13 protein-coding genes are annotated in these 15,961 nt (G+C 74.1%); 9 read left to right on the forward strand and 4 right to left on the reverse strand.

What is annotated here, in order from left to right:
- The first annotated feature begins 45 nt into the window (after positions 1-45).
- The 3 genes from ACIPSE_RS29105 to ACIPSE_RS29115 all read left to right on the forward strand — a co-directional run bounded on the left by ACIPSE_RS29105 (position 46) and on the right by ACIPSE_RS29115 (position 3,031).
- Complete coding sequence (locus tag ACIPSE_RS29105) at positions 46-1,569, forward strand: flotillin family protein (protein WP_401668004.1); 1,524 nt, start codon at positions 46-48, stop codon at positions 1,567-1,569.
- Positions 1,570-1,694: 125 nt separating this feature from the next.
- Positions 1,695-2,315, forward strand: coding sequence for a DUF6000 family protein (locus tag ACIPSE_RS29110; protein ID WP_401668006.1), 621 nt, complete (start codon positions 1,695-1,697; stop codon positions 2,313-2,315).
- A gap of 221 nt (positions 2,316-2,536) precedes the next feature.
- A complete protein-coding gene (locus ACIPSE_RS29115) occupies positions 2,537-3,031 on the forward strand; it encodes a hypothetical protein (RefSeq protein ID WP_401668008.1) in 495 nt (164 codons plus the stop codon).
- A gap of 11 nt (positions 3,032-3,042) precedes the next feature.
- On the opposite strand, the gene ACIPSE_RS29120 is transcribed toward ACIPSE_RS29115, so the two are convergent.
- The gene (locus ACIPSE_RS29120) at positions 3,043-3,327 is read right to left on the reverse strand and encodes a DUF3040 domain-containing protein (protein ID WP_401668011.1); all 285 of its coding nucleotides are present in this window, start codon (positions 3,325-3,327) and stop codon (positions 3,043-3,045) included.
- 290 nt (positions 3,328-3,617) lie between these two features.
- Between ACIPSE_RS29120 and ACIPSE_RS29125 the strand changes: the two genes are divergently transcribed.
- On the forward strand, positions 3,618-4,559 hold the full coding sequence (locus ACIPSE_RS29125; protein ID WP_401668014.1) for a HAMP domain-containing sensor histidine kinase: 942 nt from the start codon (positions 3,618-3,620) through the stop codon (positions 4,557-4,559).
- A 171-nt stretch (positions 4,560-4,730) separates the two neighbouring features.
- On the opposite strand, the gene ACIPSE_RS29130 is transcribed toward ACIPSE_RS29125, so the two are convergent.
- Positions 4,731-6,011, reverse strand: a complete 1,281-nt coding sequence (locus tag ACIPSE_RS29130) for a cation:proton antiporter (RefSeq protein WP_401668016.1) — start codon at positions 6,009-6,011, stop codon at positions 4,731-4,733.
- 392 nt (positions 6,012-6,403) lie between these two features.
- On the opposite strand from ACIPSE_RS29130, the gene ACIPSE_RS29135 reads away from it, so the two are divergent.
- Together ACIPSE_RS29135 and ACIPSE_RS29140 are read left to right on the forward strand one after the other, a co-directional pair.
- Entirely contained in the window at positions 6,404-6,607 is a 204-nt protein-coding gene (locus ACIPSE_RS29135) for a cold-shock protein (RefSeq protein ID WP_007502648.1), read from the forward strand.
- Positions 6,608-6,694: 87 nt separating this feature from the next.
- Entirely contained in the window at positions 6,695-8,377 is a 1,683-nt protein-coding gene (locus ACIPSE_RS29140; protein ID WP_401668019.1) for a DEAD/DEAH box helicase, read from the forward strand.
- Here the strand turns inward: ACIPSE_RS29140 and ACIPSE_RS29145 are convergent.
- A complete protein-coding gene (locus ACIPSE_RS29145; RefSeq protein ID WP_401668022.1) occupies positions 8,374-9,783 on the reverse strand; it encodes a hypothetical protein in 1,410 nt (469 codons plus the stop codon). The genes ACIPSE_RS29140 and ACIPSE_RS29145 overlap by 4 nt on opposite strands.
- 89 nt (positions 9,784-9,872) lie before the next feature.
- Positions 9,873-10,298 carry a hypothetical protein gene (locus tag ACIPSE_RS29150; RefSeq protein ID WP_401668024.1) on the reverse strand — a complete coding sequence of 142 codons (426 nt, stop codon included), beginning with the start codon at positions 10,296-10,298 and terminating at the stop codon, positions 9,873-9,875.
- Between the two features lie 115 nt (positions 10,299-10,413).
- Between ACIPSE_RS29150 and ACIPSE_RS29155 the strand changes: the two genes are divergently transcribed.
- Genes ACIPSE_RS29155 through ACIPSE_RS29165 form a run of 3 tightly spaced genes read left to right on the forward strand, consistent with a single transcriptional unit; the run spans position 10,414 to position 15,944 of the window.
- Positions 10,414-11,787 (forward strand): hypothetical protein, encoded by a 1,374-nt coding sequence (locus tag ACIPSE_RS29155; RefSeq protein ID WP_401668026.1) that lies wholly within the window; start codon positions 10,414-10,416, stop codon positions 11,785-11,787.
- On the forward strand, positions 11,787-13,055 hold the full coding sequence (locus ACIPSE_RS29160) for a hypothetical protein (protein ID WP_401668028.1): 1,269 nt from the start codon (positions 11,787-11,789) through the stop codon (positions 13,053-13,055). The genes ACIPSE_RS29155 and ACIPSE_RS29160 overlap by 1 nt, the downstream gene beginning before the upstream one ends.
- A gap of 3 nt (positions 13,056-13,058) precedes the next feature.
- Complete coding sequence (locus ACIPSE_RS29165; protein ID WP_401668030.1) at positions 13,059-15,944, forward strand: hypothetical protein; 2,886 nt, start codon at positions 13,059-13,061, stop codon at positions 15,942-15,944.
- The last annotated feature ends 17 nt before the right edge of the window (positions 15,945-15,961 follow it).

Genomic DNA, 15,961 nt, shown 5'->3' on the forward strand with positions numbered 1-15,961 from the left:
TTCTCTCTTCCTACTTCCCACAGTTCATTTCGGGGGGCATGTGCCATGAGTTCAGTCGTCGTCGCAGTGGTGGGAGCCGTCGTGCTCCTGGTGCTGCTGGCACTCGTCGTCATCACGCGCTACAAGGTGGCCGGGCCGAGCGAGGCGTTCATCGTCACCGGCCGGCGCGGCAAGAAGGCCACCGACCCGGAGACCGGACGGGTCTTCACCGACAACAGCGGCCAGAAGGTCGTGGTGGGCGGCGGGGTCTTCGTCGTCCCGTTCGTGCAGCAGAAGTTCACCCTGGACCTCTCCTCCCGGCACATCCCGGTGGCCGTGCGCGGCGCGGTCACCCTGCGCGGCGTCAAGGCCAACCTGGACGGCGTCGCCATCGTCAAGGTCGGCGGCACGGAGGATTCGATCCGGGCGGCGGCGCAGCGGTTCCTGATGCAGCAGGACGGCATCGTCGGCTTCACCCAGGAGGTGCTGTCGGGCGCGCTGCGGGCCATCGTCGGCCGTATGTCGGTGGAGGACGTCATCCGCGACCGGGCGGCGTTCGCCTCGCAGGTCGCCGAGGAGGCGGAGGCGAGCCTGTCCGGGCAGGGCCTGGTCCTGGACGCCTTCCAGATCCAGGACATCACCACCGAGGGCTCCTACCTGGAGGACCTCGGGCGTCCCGAGGCGGCGCGCGCCAAGCAGGAGGCCGACATCGCGGAGGCCGTGGCCCGGCGGGCCGCCGAGCAGGCGCGGCTGAAGGCGGAGGAGGAGATCGCCGTCGCGCAGCGGACCTTCTACCTCAAGCAGGCCGAGATCAAGGCGGAGACCGACGAGGCGCAGGCCCGCGCCGCCGCCGCGGGTCCGCTCGCGGAGGCGGCACGGCAGCAGGACATCCTCGCCGAGCAGGAGAAGGTCGCCGCACGGCAGGCCGCCCTGACCGACCGCCAGCTCGACACCCAGGTCCGCAAGCCGGCCGACGCCCAGCGGTACGCCGCCGAGCAGGAGGCCGAGGCGAAGCGGGTCGCCCGGGTCAAGCAGGCCGAGGCCGAGCGGCTGGCCGCGATCGCGGCGGCCCAGGCCGAGGCGGAGCGGGCGCGTCTGACCGGTGAGGGCGAGAAGCAGCGCCGCAGCGCGCTGGCCGAGGCGGAGGCCATCGAGGGCCTCAAGCAGGGTGAGGCGGAGCGGGCCCGGCGTGCGGCGATCGCCGAGGCGGTGCGGCTGGAGGGCGAGGCCGAGGCGTCGGCGATCGGCGCCACGGGTGCGGCCGAGGCGGAGGCCATGCGCAAGAAGGCCGACGCGTTCGGGCAGTACGGCGACGCGGCCGTGCTCCAGATGCTCGTCGAGGTGCTGCCGCAGGTCGTCGCGAAGGCGTCCGAGCCGCTGAGCGCCGTGGAGAAGATGACGGTGATCTCGACGGACGGCGCGGGCCGTATCCCGCGTGCCGTGGCCGACAACGTCGCCCAGGGTCTCGAACTCCTCGGCTCCACCACCGGGGTCGACCTCACCGAGCTGCTCAAGGGCATCACCACGCGCACCCCGGCGCCGCGCACCGAGCCGCCCGTCGCGAACGGCAAGGTCGACATCACCGGCTGAGCCGTGAGCGGGACGCGTCCTGGGCGGGGTCACGGGGCGGGTCACGGGATCGCCACCGGCTCCGGGCCCGGGCCCGGGGAAAAAGAGGCGGAACGTTCCCGCACCACCGGGGCAGAATCGGCCCCATGATCCGCGACCCCCGCGAGGACGCCGGACTCCTGGCCCTCGTCCAGCGTTATGTCACCCCCGAGCGGCGCTATCTGAAGCTCGGGGGTGGCTTGCTGCACCCCCGGGGCCCCGAAGGCGACCACGCCCGGTTCCTGCGCGATCTGCGCGAGGACGCGGACGTCGTCACGGCGGACGAGATCGGCACGCTCTTGGAGGGCGGGTGGCGCGAGCGCAGGACGGCGACCTGGCTCGTGGCCGTCTCGCGCCGCACGGCATTCCGCGAGCGCATCGGGGAGTTGTTGCTGGCCAGTGAGGTCTGCTGTGTGGGGCTCGCCTACTGCATGACCCTGGCCGGGTTCGGGACGGCACGGGACGCCGACCTGCTGGCCGCCTACCTGGAGCGCTACCTGCGCCGCCCCGACCTCGCCCATGACCAGAGCGTGGCCATGGGCGCGCTGCTCGTCGTCGACGAGAAGCTTCCCGGCGACCGGGCGGCGGCGTTCCTGGAGCCGGGCGGACTGTGGCCGCGGTGGCTCCGTGACGCGCCCCACATGAGACTCGACACGGACCCCGCGGGCTACGCGAATCTCGTGCGCGCGCTCTGCGCCCTGGTGGACGACTGCGCGCGTACGCGGTGACCGCGCCTCCCGCCAGGGGCCGTTCGGCCCCCTCTTCGGCCCGGGCGGCCCCTGGGACTTCCGGTGGGCCGGGACGATCCTGCGGAGCATGACGTGGGCGGACCGCACGCCCCTGCGGAGCCGCCCTCGTCGTGACAGCGCCCGGTGGATACGCTGTCGCCGTCGGAGCCGGCCGAGACGTCCCTCGGCCGACCCGGGTCCGTGTGGAGAGGCCTCCGGAAGTGATCGTTGTCGTGGGACATCCCGATCTCACCGCACCCACGCTCGCGATGCTGGAGGAGGAGCTGCGCCGACGCCTGTCGGACCTCACCAAGGCGGGCAGGGCCGGGCTGGTGCGGGCCGGGCAGGGCCTGCCCCTGGCGTTCGGCCGCGCGGCGCGGGCCGCCGGGCTGGCCCTGGTGACCGCTCTGCCGTCGATGAACGGCATGCCGACGGTCCTGGACCCCCAGGACCGCAAGGCCGCCGGGGAGTTGCTGCTCCTGTCGGAACAGGTGCGGCTCCTGGAGTACGACCAGAACGACCGGGACGCGTGCGTGGGCGCCGACGAGAGTCTGCTGCGCACCTGCCGCCGCCTGCTGGCGGTGTGGGACGGTTCGCCGTCCAACGGCCGTGACGCCACGGCCCACTTGGTGGCCTACGCGCGCAGCCGCGGCATCGACGTGGAAGTGTTCTGGCCCGCCGCTGCCCGGCGGCTCACGGGCCAGAACACCGTCTAGGCGACCGGCGGTCAGGTGTCGGGGGCCGCGGTCCTGCCCCGGTCCCGGTGGGGATCGAGGAGTTGGGCCGCGACGCCCGCGAACACCAGGCCCGCGGCGATCAACAGGCCGCTCGGCACCAGCACTCCGATGCCGAACACGGCGAGGGAGACGGCCAGCACCCACCACATCGCCACGCGCCTGACCGCACGGCGGCGACGTGGGACGCCGGTGCTCATCGCGTGGGCGAATCCCGGGTCGTCGCGCTCGTAGCGGGCGGCGAGCGCGACCAAACGCTGATCCTCGAAGCGGGCCATGGCATCTCCTTCGGTCAGTGCGCCGGGCGGGCGGGGCCGGGTCGAGTGGGCCGGGCCGGTTCGACACCCCGCGCCGGCGGTCCGGTCTCCAGCGTCACCGGAGCGGCACCGGTTGTGCCATGGGGTGCGGCACGCATCCTTCGCGCCGACGGGCGGCCCCGGCGGCCGGGATGGGTGGTGTCACGGATGGCAGTACGTCACCGCACTGGGCACCCTGACGGAAGGAGGCCGCGCGGCGCCCCGGGACTTGGGCGTGGGCGCGGAGGCCCACGTCGAGGAGGCATGGTGCGGTGCCGCTGTTCTGGCGCATCTTTCTGCTGAACGCCGTCGTCCTGGTCGCGGCCACGGCGCTGCTGCTGGGCCCGGTCACGGTGTCGACTCCGGTGCTGCTCACCGAGGCGGCGGTCCTCGCCGGAGGCCTCGGCGCCATGCTCGTCGCCAACGCCGTCCTGCTGCGCGTCGGTCTGACTCCGCTGCAACGGCTGACCCGTGCCATGACCACCACCGACCTGCTCCGGCCCGGGCGTCGGCTCATGGTCGACGGGCGCGGTGAGGTCGCCGAGCTGATCTCCGCCTACAACGCGATGCTGGACCGGCTGGAGGACGAGCGGGCCACCAGCAGCGCCCGCGCGCTGTCCGCGCAGGAGGCCGAACGGCGGCGTATCGCGCGGGAGTTGCACGACGAGGTGGGACAGACGCTCACCGCCGTGCTCCTCGAACTGAAGCGGCTCGCCGACCGGGCGCCGGAGGACGTGCGCGACGGGCTGCGGCAGGTGCAGGAGACGACGCGGGGCAGCCTGGACGAGATCCGGCACATCGCGCGCCGTCTGCGCCCCGGCGTCCTGGACGAGCTGGGCCTGACCAAGGCGCTCCGGGCGCTCACCGACGAGTTCGCCAAGCCGGGTCTGGCCGTCCGGCACCGCGTCGACACGGACCTGCCGGCGCTGGGCCAGGCCGCCGAGCTGGTGGTGTACCGCGTCGCCCAGGAAGGGCTGACCAACACGGTGCGGCACTCGACGGCCTGCCGCGCCGAGCTCGTCCTGCGCCGCGTCCCGGACGGGGTCGAGCTGCGCGTCCGGGACGACGGGCAGGGCGTGGGCGACGCGCCCGAGGGAGCCGGCATCCTCGGCATGCGTGAGCGCGCGCTGCTCATCGGCGCCGAGCTCTCCCTGGGCGCGGGCCCGGACGGGGGCACCGAAGTACGGCTGACCATCCCCGACCGGGCCGGTTGACGCGGGCTGCGCCCGGGGCGTGCCCGCACAGATCCGTCACCCACCGGGAAGGCGGGCCCTGCGGCGTCCGGTGCGCGCTCCCGGCCTGCCGGGCGCACTGGGGCTGTCGCCGGGTGCCGCGAGAGTGCCTACCGGGCGCCGCGGGCCACCCGGGACTGTCCGGACACGGGCCTAGCGGGCGGACGGTGCCGGTTGCGCCGCCGGGCGTTCGGGTTCGCCCGGTTCGACGGCCACGTCCGGCACGTCCGGCACGTCCGGCACCGTCGCCGTCCTGCCGGGCAGCAGCGACCTGACGGACTCCAGCGCACGGGCCAGCAGGTCGGCGCGGGCCGCCACCAGCGGGCCGAGGACGGCGAGGACGAGGACGTATCCGGCGATGAAGGGCCCGAGCCGGCTGTCGAGTCCGGCGCTGGTCGCCATGGCGGCCAGGATCAGGGCGAACTCGCCGCGCGCGACGAGCGTGGTGGCGATCTCGGCGGCCCGTTCGACGCCGTAGCGGTAGAGGCGGGCGACGAGGAGTCCGGCGATGACGTTCATGACGACGGTCACCGCCGCCGCGGCGGCCACAGGTCCGGCGACTCCGGCCACGACCGAGGGGTCGATGCCGAGGCCGAAGGCGAAGAAGAAGATGGCCGCGAACGCGTCCCGCAGCGGATGCACGAGACGGCGGATGCGCGGTCCGGAGGGGGTTCCGGCGAGGATCAGACCGACCATGAAGGCGCCGATGGCGTCCGCCACGCCCAGGACCTCGGAGACACCCGCGACGAGCACGGCGGCACCGAGGAAGCTGATCACGAGGAGTTCGTTGTCGCGGACCGCGATCAGCCGGCCCACGAGCCGGGTGCCGTACCGGGCCGCGGCAGCCAGGACCAGCAGGAAGCCGAAGGCCTTGCCCGCCTGCCAGAGGACGTCCCCGATGCCCTGCGCGCCGCCGATGACCGGTTGCAGCGCCGCGAGATACAGGGCGAGGAAGATGTCCTCCACCACGATCACGCCGAGGATCAGCCGTGTCTCGGGCCGTCCGATGCGACCGAGGTCGATGAGGATCTTGGTGACGATCGCGGACGAGGAGATGCCCAGCACTCCGGCCAGGACCAGCGCCTCCCGGACGCCCCAGCCCAGGGCGAAGCCGAAGCCGAGGCCCGCGCCGACGTTGAGCACGAGGTAGATGCCACCGGCGGCCAGCAGCCGCCTGCCGCCGCTCCTGAGATCGTCGAGATGGAACTCCAGGCCGAGATAGAAGAGGAGCAGCACCAGGCCCAGCGCGGAGAGCATCTCGAAGTCGTGCGCGTCCTGGACCAGCACGATGCCGGGCGTGTGCGGGCCCAGCAGGATGCCGGCCAGCATGAACAGGGGGATGGTCGGCAGCCCGATCCGCCCGCCGAGACGGGCGAGGAAGGCGGCGGCCAGGAAGGCGCCGCCCATGGCCAGCAACGTGTCAGCGTGTCCCACAGGTCACCGCCTTCGGCCGGACGGGGGCTCGGGATGGCTCCCGGGGATGGTTCGGGTCACGGGGATGGATACGCGTTCTCCTGTCGTCGTCGATGTCTCGATCGGCGTCCCCTCAACCTCACACGGCCGCCACCTGCGGAACCATCCGTGACAGCACTCAAATCCGGGCTTTCCCCGACACTCGGATCGTCGAGCACATGTACGACCTCGCCGCGCGGGCCCCGATGCCCCCTCCCACCAGGCACGGACGGCCTCGTTGTGCTACGGTTTACTCGTTGCAGTTGTGGTACCCATGAACCTATGTGCGCCTGACGGGAATGTTTATCCATCGGGCGCATTATTTGTTTTCCGGCATCTCCGGATGGGGCCTCTGCCTACAGAAGGAGAAAGTCATGGCACAGGGAACCGTCAAGTGGTTCAACTCTGAAAAGGGTTTCGGTTTCATCGAGCAGGACGGTGGCGGTCCGGACGTGTTCGCCCACTACTCGAACATCGCGACCCAGGGCTTCCGTGAGCTGCAGGAGGGCCAGCGGGTCTCCTTCGACGTCACGCAGGGCCAGAAGGGTCCCCAGGCGGAGAACATCGTCCCCGCCTGATCACCGGACGCGTATCCGCTCACCGGGGTCCGCACCGTCATGGTGTGGACCCCGGTTTGTGCTGTTTCCAGGAAGGCAGATCACCGCATGTCCCGCAGGCCCCAGAGAACGAACCGGCGCGCCTCGGCACCGCCACCGACCGCGTCGAAGCCGCGGGAATTCCGGCTGCCGGAGAATACGACCCCCGCACTTCCCGCCGTCGAGAAATTCGCCGATCTGGACATGCCCGCGGGATTGCTGAAGACCCTCACCGCGCAGGGTGTCACCGACCCCTTCCCCATCCAGGCCGCCACGCTGCCCAACTCGCTCGCCGGACGCGACCTGCTCGGCCGGGGCCGCACCGGCTCCGGCAAGACGCTGGCGTTCGGTCTGGCGCTGCTGGCCCGCACGGCCGGGCTGCGCGCGCAGCCGAAGGCGCCGCTGGCCCTGGTGCTGGTGCCCACGCGTGAACTCGCCCAGCAGGTGACGGACGCGCTCACCCCGTACGCGACCGCCGTCAACCTCCGGCTGACCACCGTCGTCGGCGGGCTGTCCATCACCAAGCAGGCCAGTGCGCTGCGGCGCGGCGCCGAGGTGCTCGTGGCGACCCCCGGCAGGCTCAACGACCTGGTGGAACGTGGGGACTGCGTCCTCGGCGACGTGCGCATCACGGTGCTCGACGAGGCCGACCAGATGACCGACATGGGCTTCCTGCCGCAGATCACCAAGGTGATCCAGCAGGTGCGTGCGGACGGTCAGCGCATGCTCTTCTCGGCGACCCTGGACCACAACATCGACCGGCTGGTGCAGCGGTTCCTGACCGACCCGGTGGTGCACTCAGTGGACCCGTCCGCGGGTGCCGTGACCACCATGGAGCACCATGTGCTCCACCTCCAGGACGAGACCGACAAGAAGGCCGTCACCACGCGGATCGCCGCCCGCGACGGCCGTGTCATCCTCTTCCTCGACACCAAGCGGTCCGCCGACCGGCTCACCAAGCGGCTCCTGTCCGTCGGGGTCCGCGCGGCGGCCCTGCACGGTGGCCGCTCGCAGCCGCAGCGCAATCGCACCCTGGAGCAGTTCAAGAACGGCCAGGTCACCGCGCTGGTGGCGACGAACGTGGCGGCCCGCGGCATCCACGTCGACGACCTCGACCTCGTGGTGAACGTCGATCCGCCCACCGACCACAAGGACTACCTGCACCGCGGTGGCCGCACGGCCCGTGCCGGTGGCTCCGGCAGCGTCGTCACGCTCGTGCTGCCCGAACAGAAGCGGGACGTCACCCGTCTCATGTCGGACGCGGGCATCCGCCCCCGTACGGCCCGGGTGACCTCCAGCGACACGGAGCTGGCGACCATCACCGGTGCGCGCGAGCCGTCCGGCGTGGCCGTCACCATCGAGGTGCCCCAGCCGGCGGCTCCCGCCGAGTCCCGGCAGGGCCGCGGGGCGGGCTCCCGGCCCAGCAGGCGCTCCGGCTCCCGGCGCCGCGGCGGCGGGGACGGCGAGGCCAGGACGGCGACGGCCGGCGGTGAGCCGAGGGGCGCCGCCCGTGGCGAGTCCAGGCCGGGCAGCCAGGGCTCGGCGCGTCGCTCCGGCGGCGCGGCGAAGGCCACCGGCGGCGGCACCGCGGCCGGCGGGCGCGCCACCGGCCGCCGCACCGGCTCCGGCGCGGCCAAGACCGCCACCGGTGCGACGGGCGGGCGGAACTCCGGCCGTCAGTCCGCGGCCGGTACGACGGGCCGCGCGGCCTCGGGCAACGCCTCCCGTTCGTCGGGTCGCCGCACCGCCTAGGCCGGACGGTGCCCAGGGGTCAGGCCCCTTGAGCGCAGCACGTCCAGTACCTCCGCGGCCACCGGCCGGGCCCGCCGTCCGCGGAGGTCGAGGACGGGCGACGGGTTCGACACGGCGTGGTACGCCAGGAGGTTCATCAGCGGCCACAGGGCGTCGGAGCGGCGGGGCAGGGCGATCGCGTGGCCGTCGGGGGTGATGACGGTGGCCGTGGTGACGCCCGCGAGGAGGTTGGTGCGGCTCCAGTCGATGTCGTAGGCCCGGCCGTTCGGGGTGACGCGGAGGATCACGTCCCTGGTGTGGTTCAGGACGGCCAGGTAGTTCATCGGTACCGTCAGCCGCCGGGCCGCGTCGAACGGGCCGGTGCCGTCCACCGGGCGGACACGCACGACCGTGTCGAGGACGGGGCCGTGGTCCTGGAACGTGGTCCGGCCGCGCATCTCCAGGAACCGGCCCCGCGCCAACTGCCCGCCCCGGCGCGACCAGCCTCGGCCGACCTGCCCGAAGCCGCCCCGCTCGCCGGGGAGTTCGTCCACCAGGAGACGGGCCTCCTCGCCGGGTTCGGTCACCGGTGCCCTGTCCTCGGGACGGGTGCGGGCGAGGTCGGCCAGGGCGCTGTAGCGGGCGGCCGTGTCCGGAGCGAGGCGTCGCAGGTCGATGGTGTCCCCCGTCAGCGCGACGCCTCCGACGTCCCGGGAGATCCGCATCTGAGCGAGCTGTCGGCCGGTGCGGCGGGTCACGTCGGTCACGCGGCCTTCGAGGTCGACGATCCGGCAGGTGCGGGTGCCCGCGAGCAGGGTGCTGCGCGGCCACATGACGGCGACCCTGCCCTCGGGTCGGGCCGGATCGACGAGGACCGCCAACCGTCCCGCGGTGACCGCCGACAGGCAGAGGGACGGTACCCGCCACTCGTCCGTGACCTCGAAGTCGGCTTCCTCCCGCGGCACTTCGCCGCTGTCGGTCATGCGGACCCGCAGGGTCATCCTGATGACCGGGGTGAACTCGTCGGGGGCGTAGTCGCCGTAGTGGGTCGTGAACGTCGCCTCCCCGTCAGGGTTGTACCGGACGAGCGACGCCGCCAGGACGTCCGCCCGGGCGAGTCGGGCGCTCGCCGGTCCCGGTGCGGAACTCGGCGCCCGCATCACGAAGGTGTCGTCGGCGTACGGGCCGTACCCCGTGTCCTTCAGCCGGTCCCGGCGCGTGATCCGGCAGTGGATCTGCCGGGTCGCGCGGACGGCCACGACCGGGATCATGGCGGTGACGGCCGCACCGGCCACGGTCACCGCGGGTCCCCAGTCCTCGCCTCCCTGCCAGGCCGCGGCCCCCAGGAGGAGGAAGACCGGCCCCACGCCGAGACAGACGGTCGCGAACAGGAACTGGCCGATGAAAACGCTGGCGTGGCTGCGCATCTCCCTCTCCTCACCGGGCTCTCGGTCGTGGTCGGACGGTTCGGCGGAACGGGCCGGGCGTCACAGGGGGCCGGGCCGCGCTGCCGGTGTCACGGGGTGACGCCGTCGCCCGCATAGAGGTAGCCGCCCGGGTGCGCGGGGTCGGGGGTCAGGGCCACCTGGTCGCCGGGGCGGGGGATCCGCAGCTTGGACACGACCGTCCTGACGGTGATCGGGGCGGGCGAGCCGGGCGTCTGGAGGAGCAGGTCGACGACCGGGTCGTGGTTGACGAGCTGACCGGTGTCGGCGAGGGACACCACGACGGCGGGCACGGTCGGCGCCCCCGCGGCCAGCAGCCGCTGCACCTCCTGGACCGACCGGTACGCCCCGACGGCCTGCTGGACGGAGGCGAAGTCCTCCCGGCCGAGGACGGCGCGGGTGGCACGGCCGTAGAAGCCCTTGCCGCTCGCGACCTTGTCGGCGATCTCGGCGGCGCGCTCCTCGCGGCTCGCGCCACGCTTCCCGAAGATTCCCATGACCGCTTCTCCTTGTGGTGAGCCGTTGCGGTGCGTGAGGGGGACGTTAGGCGGGGCGGTGCGTCTACCGATCCCAGGTTCGCCCGCCTGTTCGGTGAGGACGTACGCTCCCCGCATGCCGCCCCCGCGTCAGCCGACCGCCGCGTCCTGGTCCCGTGCCCAGGTCATCGACCGTGCCTGGCGAGGGCTCGGGCCCGGCCTGGAACCGTTGAGCGGGCCCGGCGGGGCGCCGTTGACGCGCAGTGTGAAGCTGATCGTGCTGCCGTTGATCGTGCGGCCCGCGCTGCGTCCCGAACTCGCCGGTGACTTCCTCGGGCCCGAGCAGGCCGCGCGGTTGGAGGAGCTGATCGGGGAGTCCGGTCCACGACTGGCGGCGACGGCGGGCTGGTTCACGCTGGTGAAGAAGGCGCGCCGGGCGTCGGGGGTCGTCGCGGGGCACCCCCAGGACCTGTACTTCCAGCGCTGTTTCGAGCTGGCCACCGAGCACGGGGCTCCTTCGGGGGCCGGGGCGGAGGCGGTCGCCCGGACGGTGGTGGAGGAGATCGCCGACGCGGACGGCGGGCGGACGGTCGACGCGCTCAGGGGCCACCTCGCCGACACGGGCCGACGCGCTTTGCTGGACGCCGAGTTGGCGGCGGCCTGGGCAGCCCGCCGCGTCGCCCCCGAAGGTGTGGCCCCGGGGGGCGCGCTCGCGGACGAGGCCCTCGACGCGTGCGGGGCGCCGGGCGACTCACAGGTGTTCGCCTCGATGGTCGAGGCGGGCCACGGGGCGCTGTTCGGCCGGGCCCTGTGGGCGCACCCGGCAGAGGTTCCGCACGAGGACGTGCCACCGGCGCATCTGGGGCTGACCGCGCACCGGGTGCCCGCGCGGCCCGAGGTCGGACGGGGCGCCTCGACGGCCACGCTGCCCGCGCCGCTGGACCGCACCCTCTTCGAGCGCCTCTTCGTGGTGCTCCAGTCGGCGGCGCGGCGCGCGGACCTGCCGGGAGTGCCGGAGCTGGTCGCGCGGGAGGTCGGGCGCAGTTGTGCCCCGCTCGGGCTGGACGACGAGAGCCTGCGCGTCGCCGTCGTGCTCGGCGGGCGGCTCGCGGTGGGCCTCGATCCGCTGGGCACGGGCCTGTCCGCGCCGGGGAGCACGGCGGCGCACCGGGCCGTCAACAGCCGCTGGCGGCGCGAGGCTTCGGTGCTGCGGGCCCGCCGGATGACCGTCTCCGCCGAACCCGATCCGGACGGCGGCGCCCTGGAGGCACTGGCCCGGGATCTGCGCAGCCCCTGGGCGGCCTACATGCGGCGGTTGTGGGTGCGGCTGCACGGACGGGACGTGCGGCAGGCGCCGTTGGCGGATCTCGCGGAGGCCTGGGCGGTGCTGGACGGGGTCGCGCGTTCGGTGATGATGGACCACCGCGCGAAGGTCAGGGCGGCGCTGCGCGCGCTGTCGGCGGCCTCCGTGACGACCGCCGTGGAACCCGTCGAGCCGAGGAGCGCGTGATGGCGGGCGCCGGGCAGGACGTCCGGGTCGGGCGGGGCGATGACGGCACCGTCCGGGTCGGGCCCGTTCGGGGCCGGTCCGTCGCGGCCGGGACCGGTGCGGGGCCGGACTTCACCCGTGCGGTGCTCGATGTCGCGGGTGCGGTGCTGAGCTGGCCGGTCCTCGGTGAACCGGGGCTGCCGGTGGCGGAGATCCATGACGTGGGGCGGGCGCAGCAGTGGCTGTGGGCCGTGTACGGCGAGCGTGTCGCGGCCGAGGTGGCCGCGCCCACGGGAGAGCCGGTCGGGGCGGAGCCGTCGGGGCTCGCGCGTGCCGCCGGGCGGCTCGGGTACGCGCACTGGGCGGCCCGGTGGTGGCCGGCGTCCTTCCCGGACGGCATCGCGGTGCTGCGACCCGGGGTGCTCGGGCTGGAGACGGCCGCGCTGACCCATCGGTGCCAGCAGCTGTTCGACGACCTCGGCGATCAACCCGACGACTGCGCGGCCGAGTTGATCGAGGAGCACGAGGCCGCGCTCGACGCGCTGGTCGCATGGTGGCGCGACCCCTCTCAACCGACCTCACTGGCGGCCCGGTTGGACGCCGTGCTGCGGCTCGTCGACGACGCGGCGGACTGCGCCGGGCTGGACGGGGCCGCGGCGCGGCGACTCCGGTCGGCGCTCGACGCCGGTCGCGACCGACCCGCCGCGGCGGACCCCGGCTCGCTCTTCGCGTCCCTCGCTCCCCAGGACGGGTATGCCCTGGCGGCGGGTGGGGCGCCGGGTGCCGGTGGCCGGGTGATCGCCCGGGGTGCGGGGGTCAACGACTGGCGGCGCTGTCCGCCGGGGTACGTCGACGCCGCCGAGCACGCGGTGTCGTGGACCGTGCGTGCGGTCGGCGCGCGGCGCCTGGTCGAGGTCGAGGTCCTCGCTCACGGTGCGGCTCCCGCCGCCGGGGCTGCCCTGGTCGCGGAGGTGCGGGTGAACGGCGGTGGCCCGCTCCGGGTGCCGCTCGCCCGGCGGGACGACGTGTGGGCGGGTGGCGCGGACGCCGATCTCGGCCCCGTCGCGTCGGCCCTGGCGGCCCCGGCCCGCGTCGAGGTCGGCGTCCTGCTCCCCGGGTTCGACCCAGGGCCCGGTCCCGATGCGCGGGACGCACGGGACGCGGTCCGCGCGCTGGCACGGCACCGGCTGGACCGGGCGGCGCGGAGCGTGCCGGACGGTGACGCCGACGACGTGTCGGGGCCGTTTCTCGCCGAGACGCTCTGTGCCGCGACCAGTGAGGACTACTGATCCATGACGGACGTGACGAGTACGCCGCCGCAGTTGTACGGGGAGCCGTTCGACGGGGGTTTCGCGCGGGCGCACGAGCTGCACATGGCCGCGGAGTTCGGGGCCGCGTGCGCGGTGTACGACGAGTTGCTGACGCTGGCCGAGTCCCTGGAGGACTCCCCCGACGTGCGGTTCCTCAGGGCGCATCTGCTGGCCGACGTCACGAGCGTGCTGCTCGGCGCGTCCGATCTCCCGGCGGCGGAGGACACCAACGAGCGGTCCCGGGCGCTGCTCGACAGCATCGCGTCGGAGCCCATGGGGCCGCGGGGACGCCAGCTGTGGCTGGAGATCCTGCTGCGGACGCAGAGCGCCGGGTCCTCGGTGCTGAGCGGCACGGGCCGGCTGGACGAGGCGCTGGCCTGTCTCGACGAGGCGGCGGCCACGCTGCCCGAGTTCGACGACCCCGATGGGCTGCGCGCCGCCGAACTCGGGCTGAACCGGGTGCTCCTGCTGATCGCCCGGGGTGAATGGGGCGCCGCCGAGGAACAGGCCACGCTGCTGCTGTCCGTCACTCCGGAGACCGCCGCGGAGACCGTTCCGCGGCTGCTGACCGCGCTCGGGTCGATCTGCTGCGCGACCGGACGGTACGACGCGTCCGAGGACTTCTTCGCCCGGGCCGAGGACGGGTTCCGGGCCCTGGGTGACACCGGTGAGCTGCGGACGCTGGTCGGGCACCGTGCCTTCCTCGCCCTGGAACGCGGTGAACTGGACACGGCCGAGGAGCTGTTCGCCGAGGCGTCCGCGCACTTCGAACGGCAGCGGCAGTTCGGTGATCTGGCCGCCTGCGAGCAGGCCCGCAGCCATCTCGCGAGCCTGCGCGGCGACGCCGAGGGCGCCCGCGGGCTGATGGCGTCCGGCCTGGAGCGCTTCTCACGGCTGGGCGCGGCGGTGGCCGCCGCCGACACCAGGCTGCTGGGCGCCCAGTACGCCTATGAGCGGGGCGACATCGAGGAGATGAAGCGTCTCGCGCAGGAGGCCCGGGACGTCTACCAGGAGCGGTCGATCCACGAGCGGTGCGCCCAGGTCGACCTGCTGCTCGCCCGCACCCTTGAGGACCATCTGATCCGGACCGACCACGGTGAGCACGAACGGGCCTCCGTCGACACCGCGTTGTCCCTCGCCGTCCCGGCGGCGCTCGCCCTGGCGGCGGCCCGCCACGACTTCGTCACCGCGCACGCGCGCGCCCAGTGGCTCGAACTCGCCGACGACGCGATGAGATTGGCGTTCCGGCTCGCGGTGCGCCGCCAGGACCAGGGGCTGCTGTTCGAGCTGGTGGAACACCGCTGCGCGGGCGCCGCGCTCGCGCTCGGCGGCCCTCGGCCCGCCGGGGAGCGGGGGCCGGTCTTCCCCGATCCGGGCATGAAGGAGTACGGCGAGGGCGAGGGCGGGGACGCGGTGTCGACGCTCGGCGGTGTGGCCGTCGAGGCGGCGGTGTCCGCCGGGTTGCGGGTGGCGCCGCCGCCGAAGGTGCGGATGTCGGCGGAGTCGGGGCGGGTCGCGTTGCAGGAGTACATCGCGGCGGCGGAGTTCCGCTACGGGCGGCGCGTCGTGGACGCGGAGGAGGTGCCGTTCTGGGACACCGAGGAGCTGACGGCCCGCCCGGTGGTCCAGATCCGGCTCGCCGACGCGGGCGACCTGTTCATGACGTGGACGTGGGCGGGCGGAGCCAGGGGCTTCGGCACCGGACTCGGTCCCGCCGCCGAAGTCGACGCTGCCGTCGCGGAGTTGGCTGACGCGCTGCCCGGCACCGGCGAGGGCGCGGAGGGCATGCGGCGGGTGTTCGCGTCGGGTGCGCTGGCCGACCGGGACGCCGAGCGGCGGCTCGCGCGGGCCCTGGCCGAGGCGTTGTGGCCGCAGGGGCTGACCGCGCAGATCCGGCAGGTGGCGGAGCGGGCGGGCCGTCCCCTCGTCCGTGTCCAGCCGTCGCCCCGCACCGCTCAGGTCCCGTGGGAGCTGCTGGCCGTCGACGACGCCGACACGCGGCTGCTGGATCTGGCGGACGTCGTGACCACCGCGCCGACGTCGTTGCGACGGCGACGGGCCGCACCCCGTCCGGAGACACCGGCGGGGTCCGGCCCGGTCGTCCTCGTGCTCGATCCGCGCGTCCCCGGTTTCCGCGCCGACTCCCCGCTGGGGTCGGTCCTGGGCCGGCCGGGGTCGGACCCGGACCTGCTCGCGCTCGTCCGGGAGCGTCTCGACGCGGGTGCCGTGGAGCCCTCCCCCGGCGCTGCGGCGGAGGCGTTCCGCCGCACCGACCTGGACCGGGACTGGCTCGGCCGGGTCCTGCGCGCGGGGGCGCGCCGGCTGCTGTACGTCGGGCACGTCAGCGGCGCGCCCGTGGCGGGCGGGCAGAGCGAGGACGGCACCCTGCATCTGTGCTGCGGTCCGGGAACCGCGGGACTGGCCGAGCCGGTCCGGGAGCACCGGCCGCTGTCGGCGAAGGATCTGCTGCTGGGCACGCTGCCGCTGCGCGGGGACGGGGAGCCGGGGGCGGCGATCTGGCCCGCGCCGCCGAGGGTCGCCCTCATCGGGTGCGAGAGCGGAGGCGATCTGCGGTTCGCCGAGTCGTTCGGGCTCGCGACCGCGATGCTGCACAACGGTGCCGACCTGGTCACCGCCACCCGGTGGGCCCTGCCGACGAACGTCGCGTTCCACCGGCTGGCCGGCCTCCCGGACACCGTGCGTCCGCTGTCGGAGGCGGTCGTCGCCGTCGACGCCGCCCATGAGGACGACGACCCCGCCGCCCGGCTCGCCCGATGGCAGCGTGAACGGCTCGACCGCTGGCGTGCCGACGGCGGCATCGCGTACTCGCCGTTGCTGTGGGCGGCGATGACCTGCATCGTTGTGTGACCCAGGCCTCATCGGGG

The sequence above is a fragment of the Streptomyces sp. NPDC090106 genome (assembly GCF_044747265.1).
Lineage (GTDB): Bacteria > Actinomycetota > Actinomycetes > Streptomycetales > Streptomycetaceae > Streptomyces.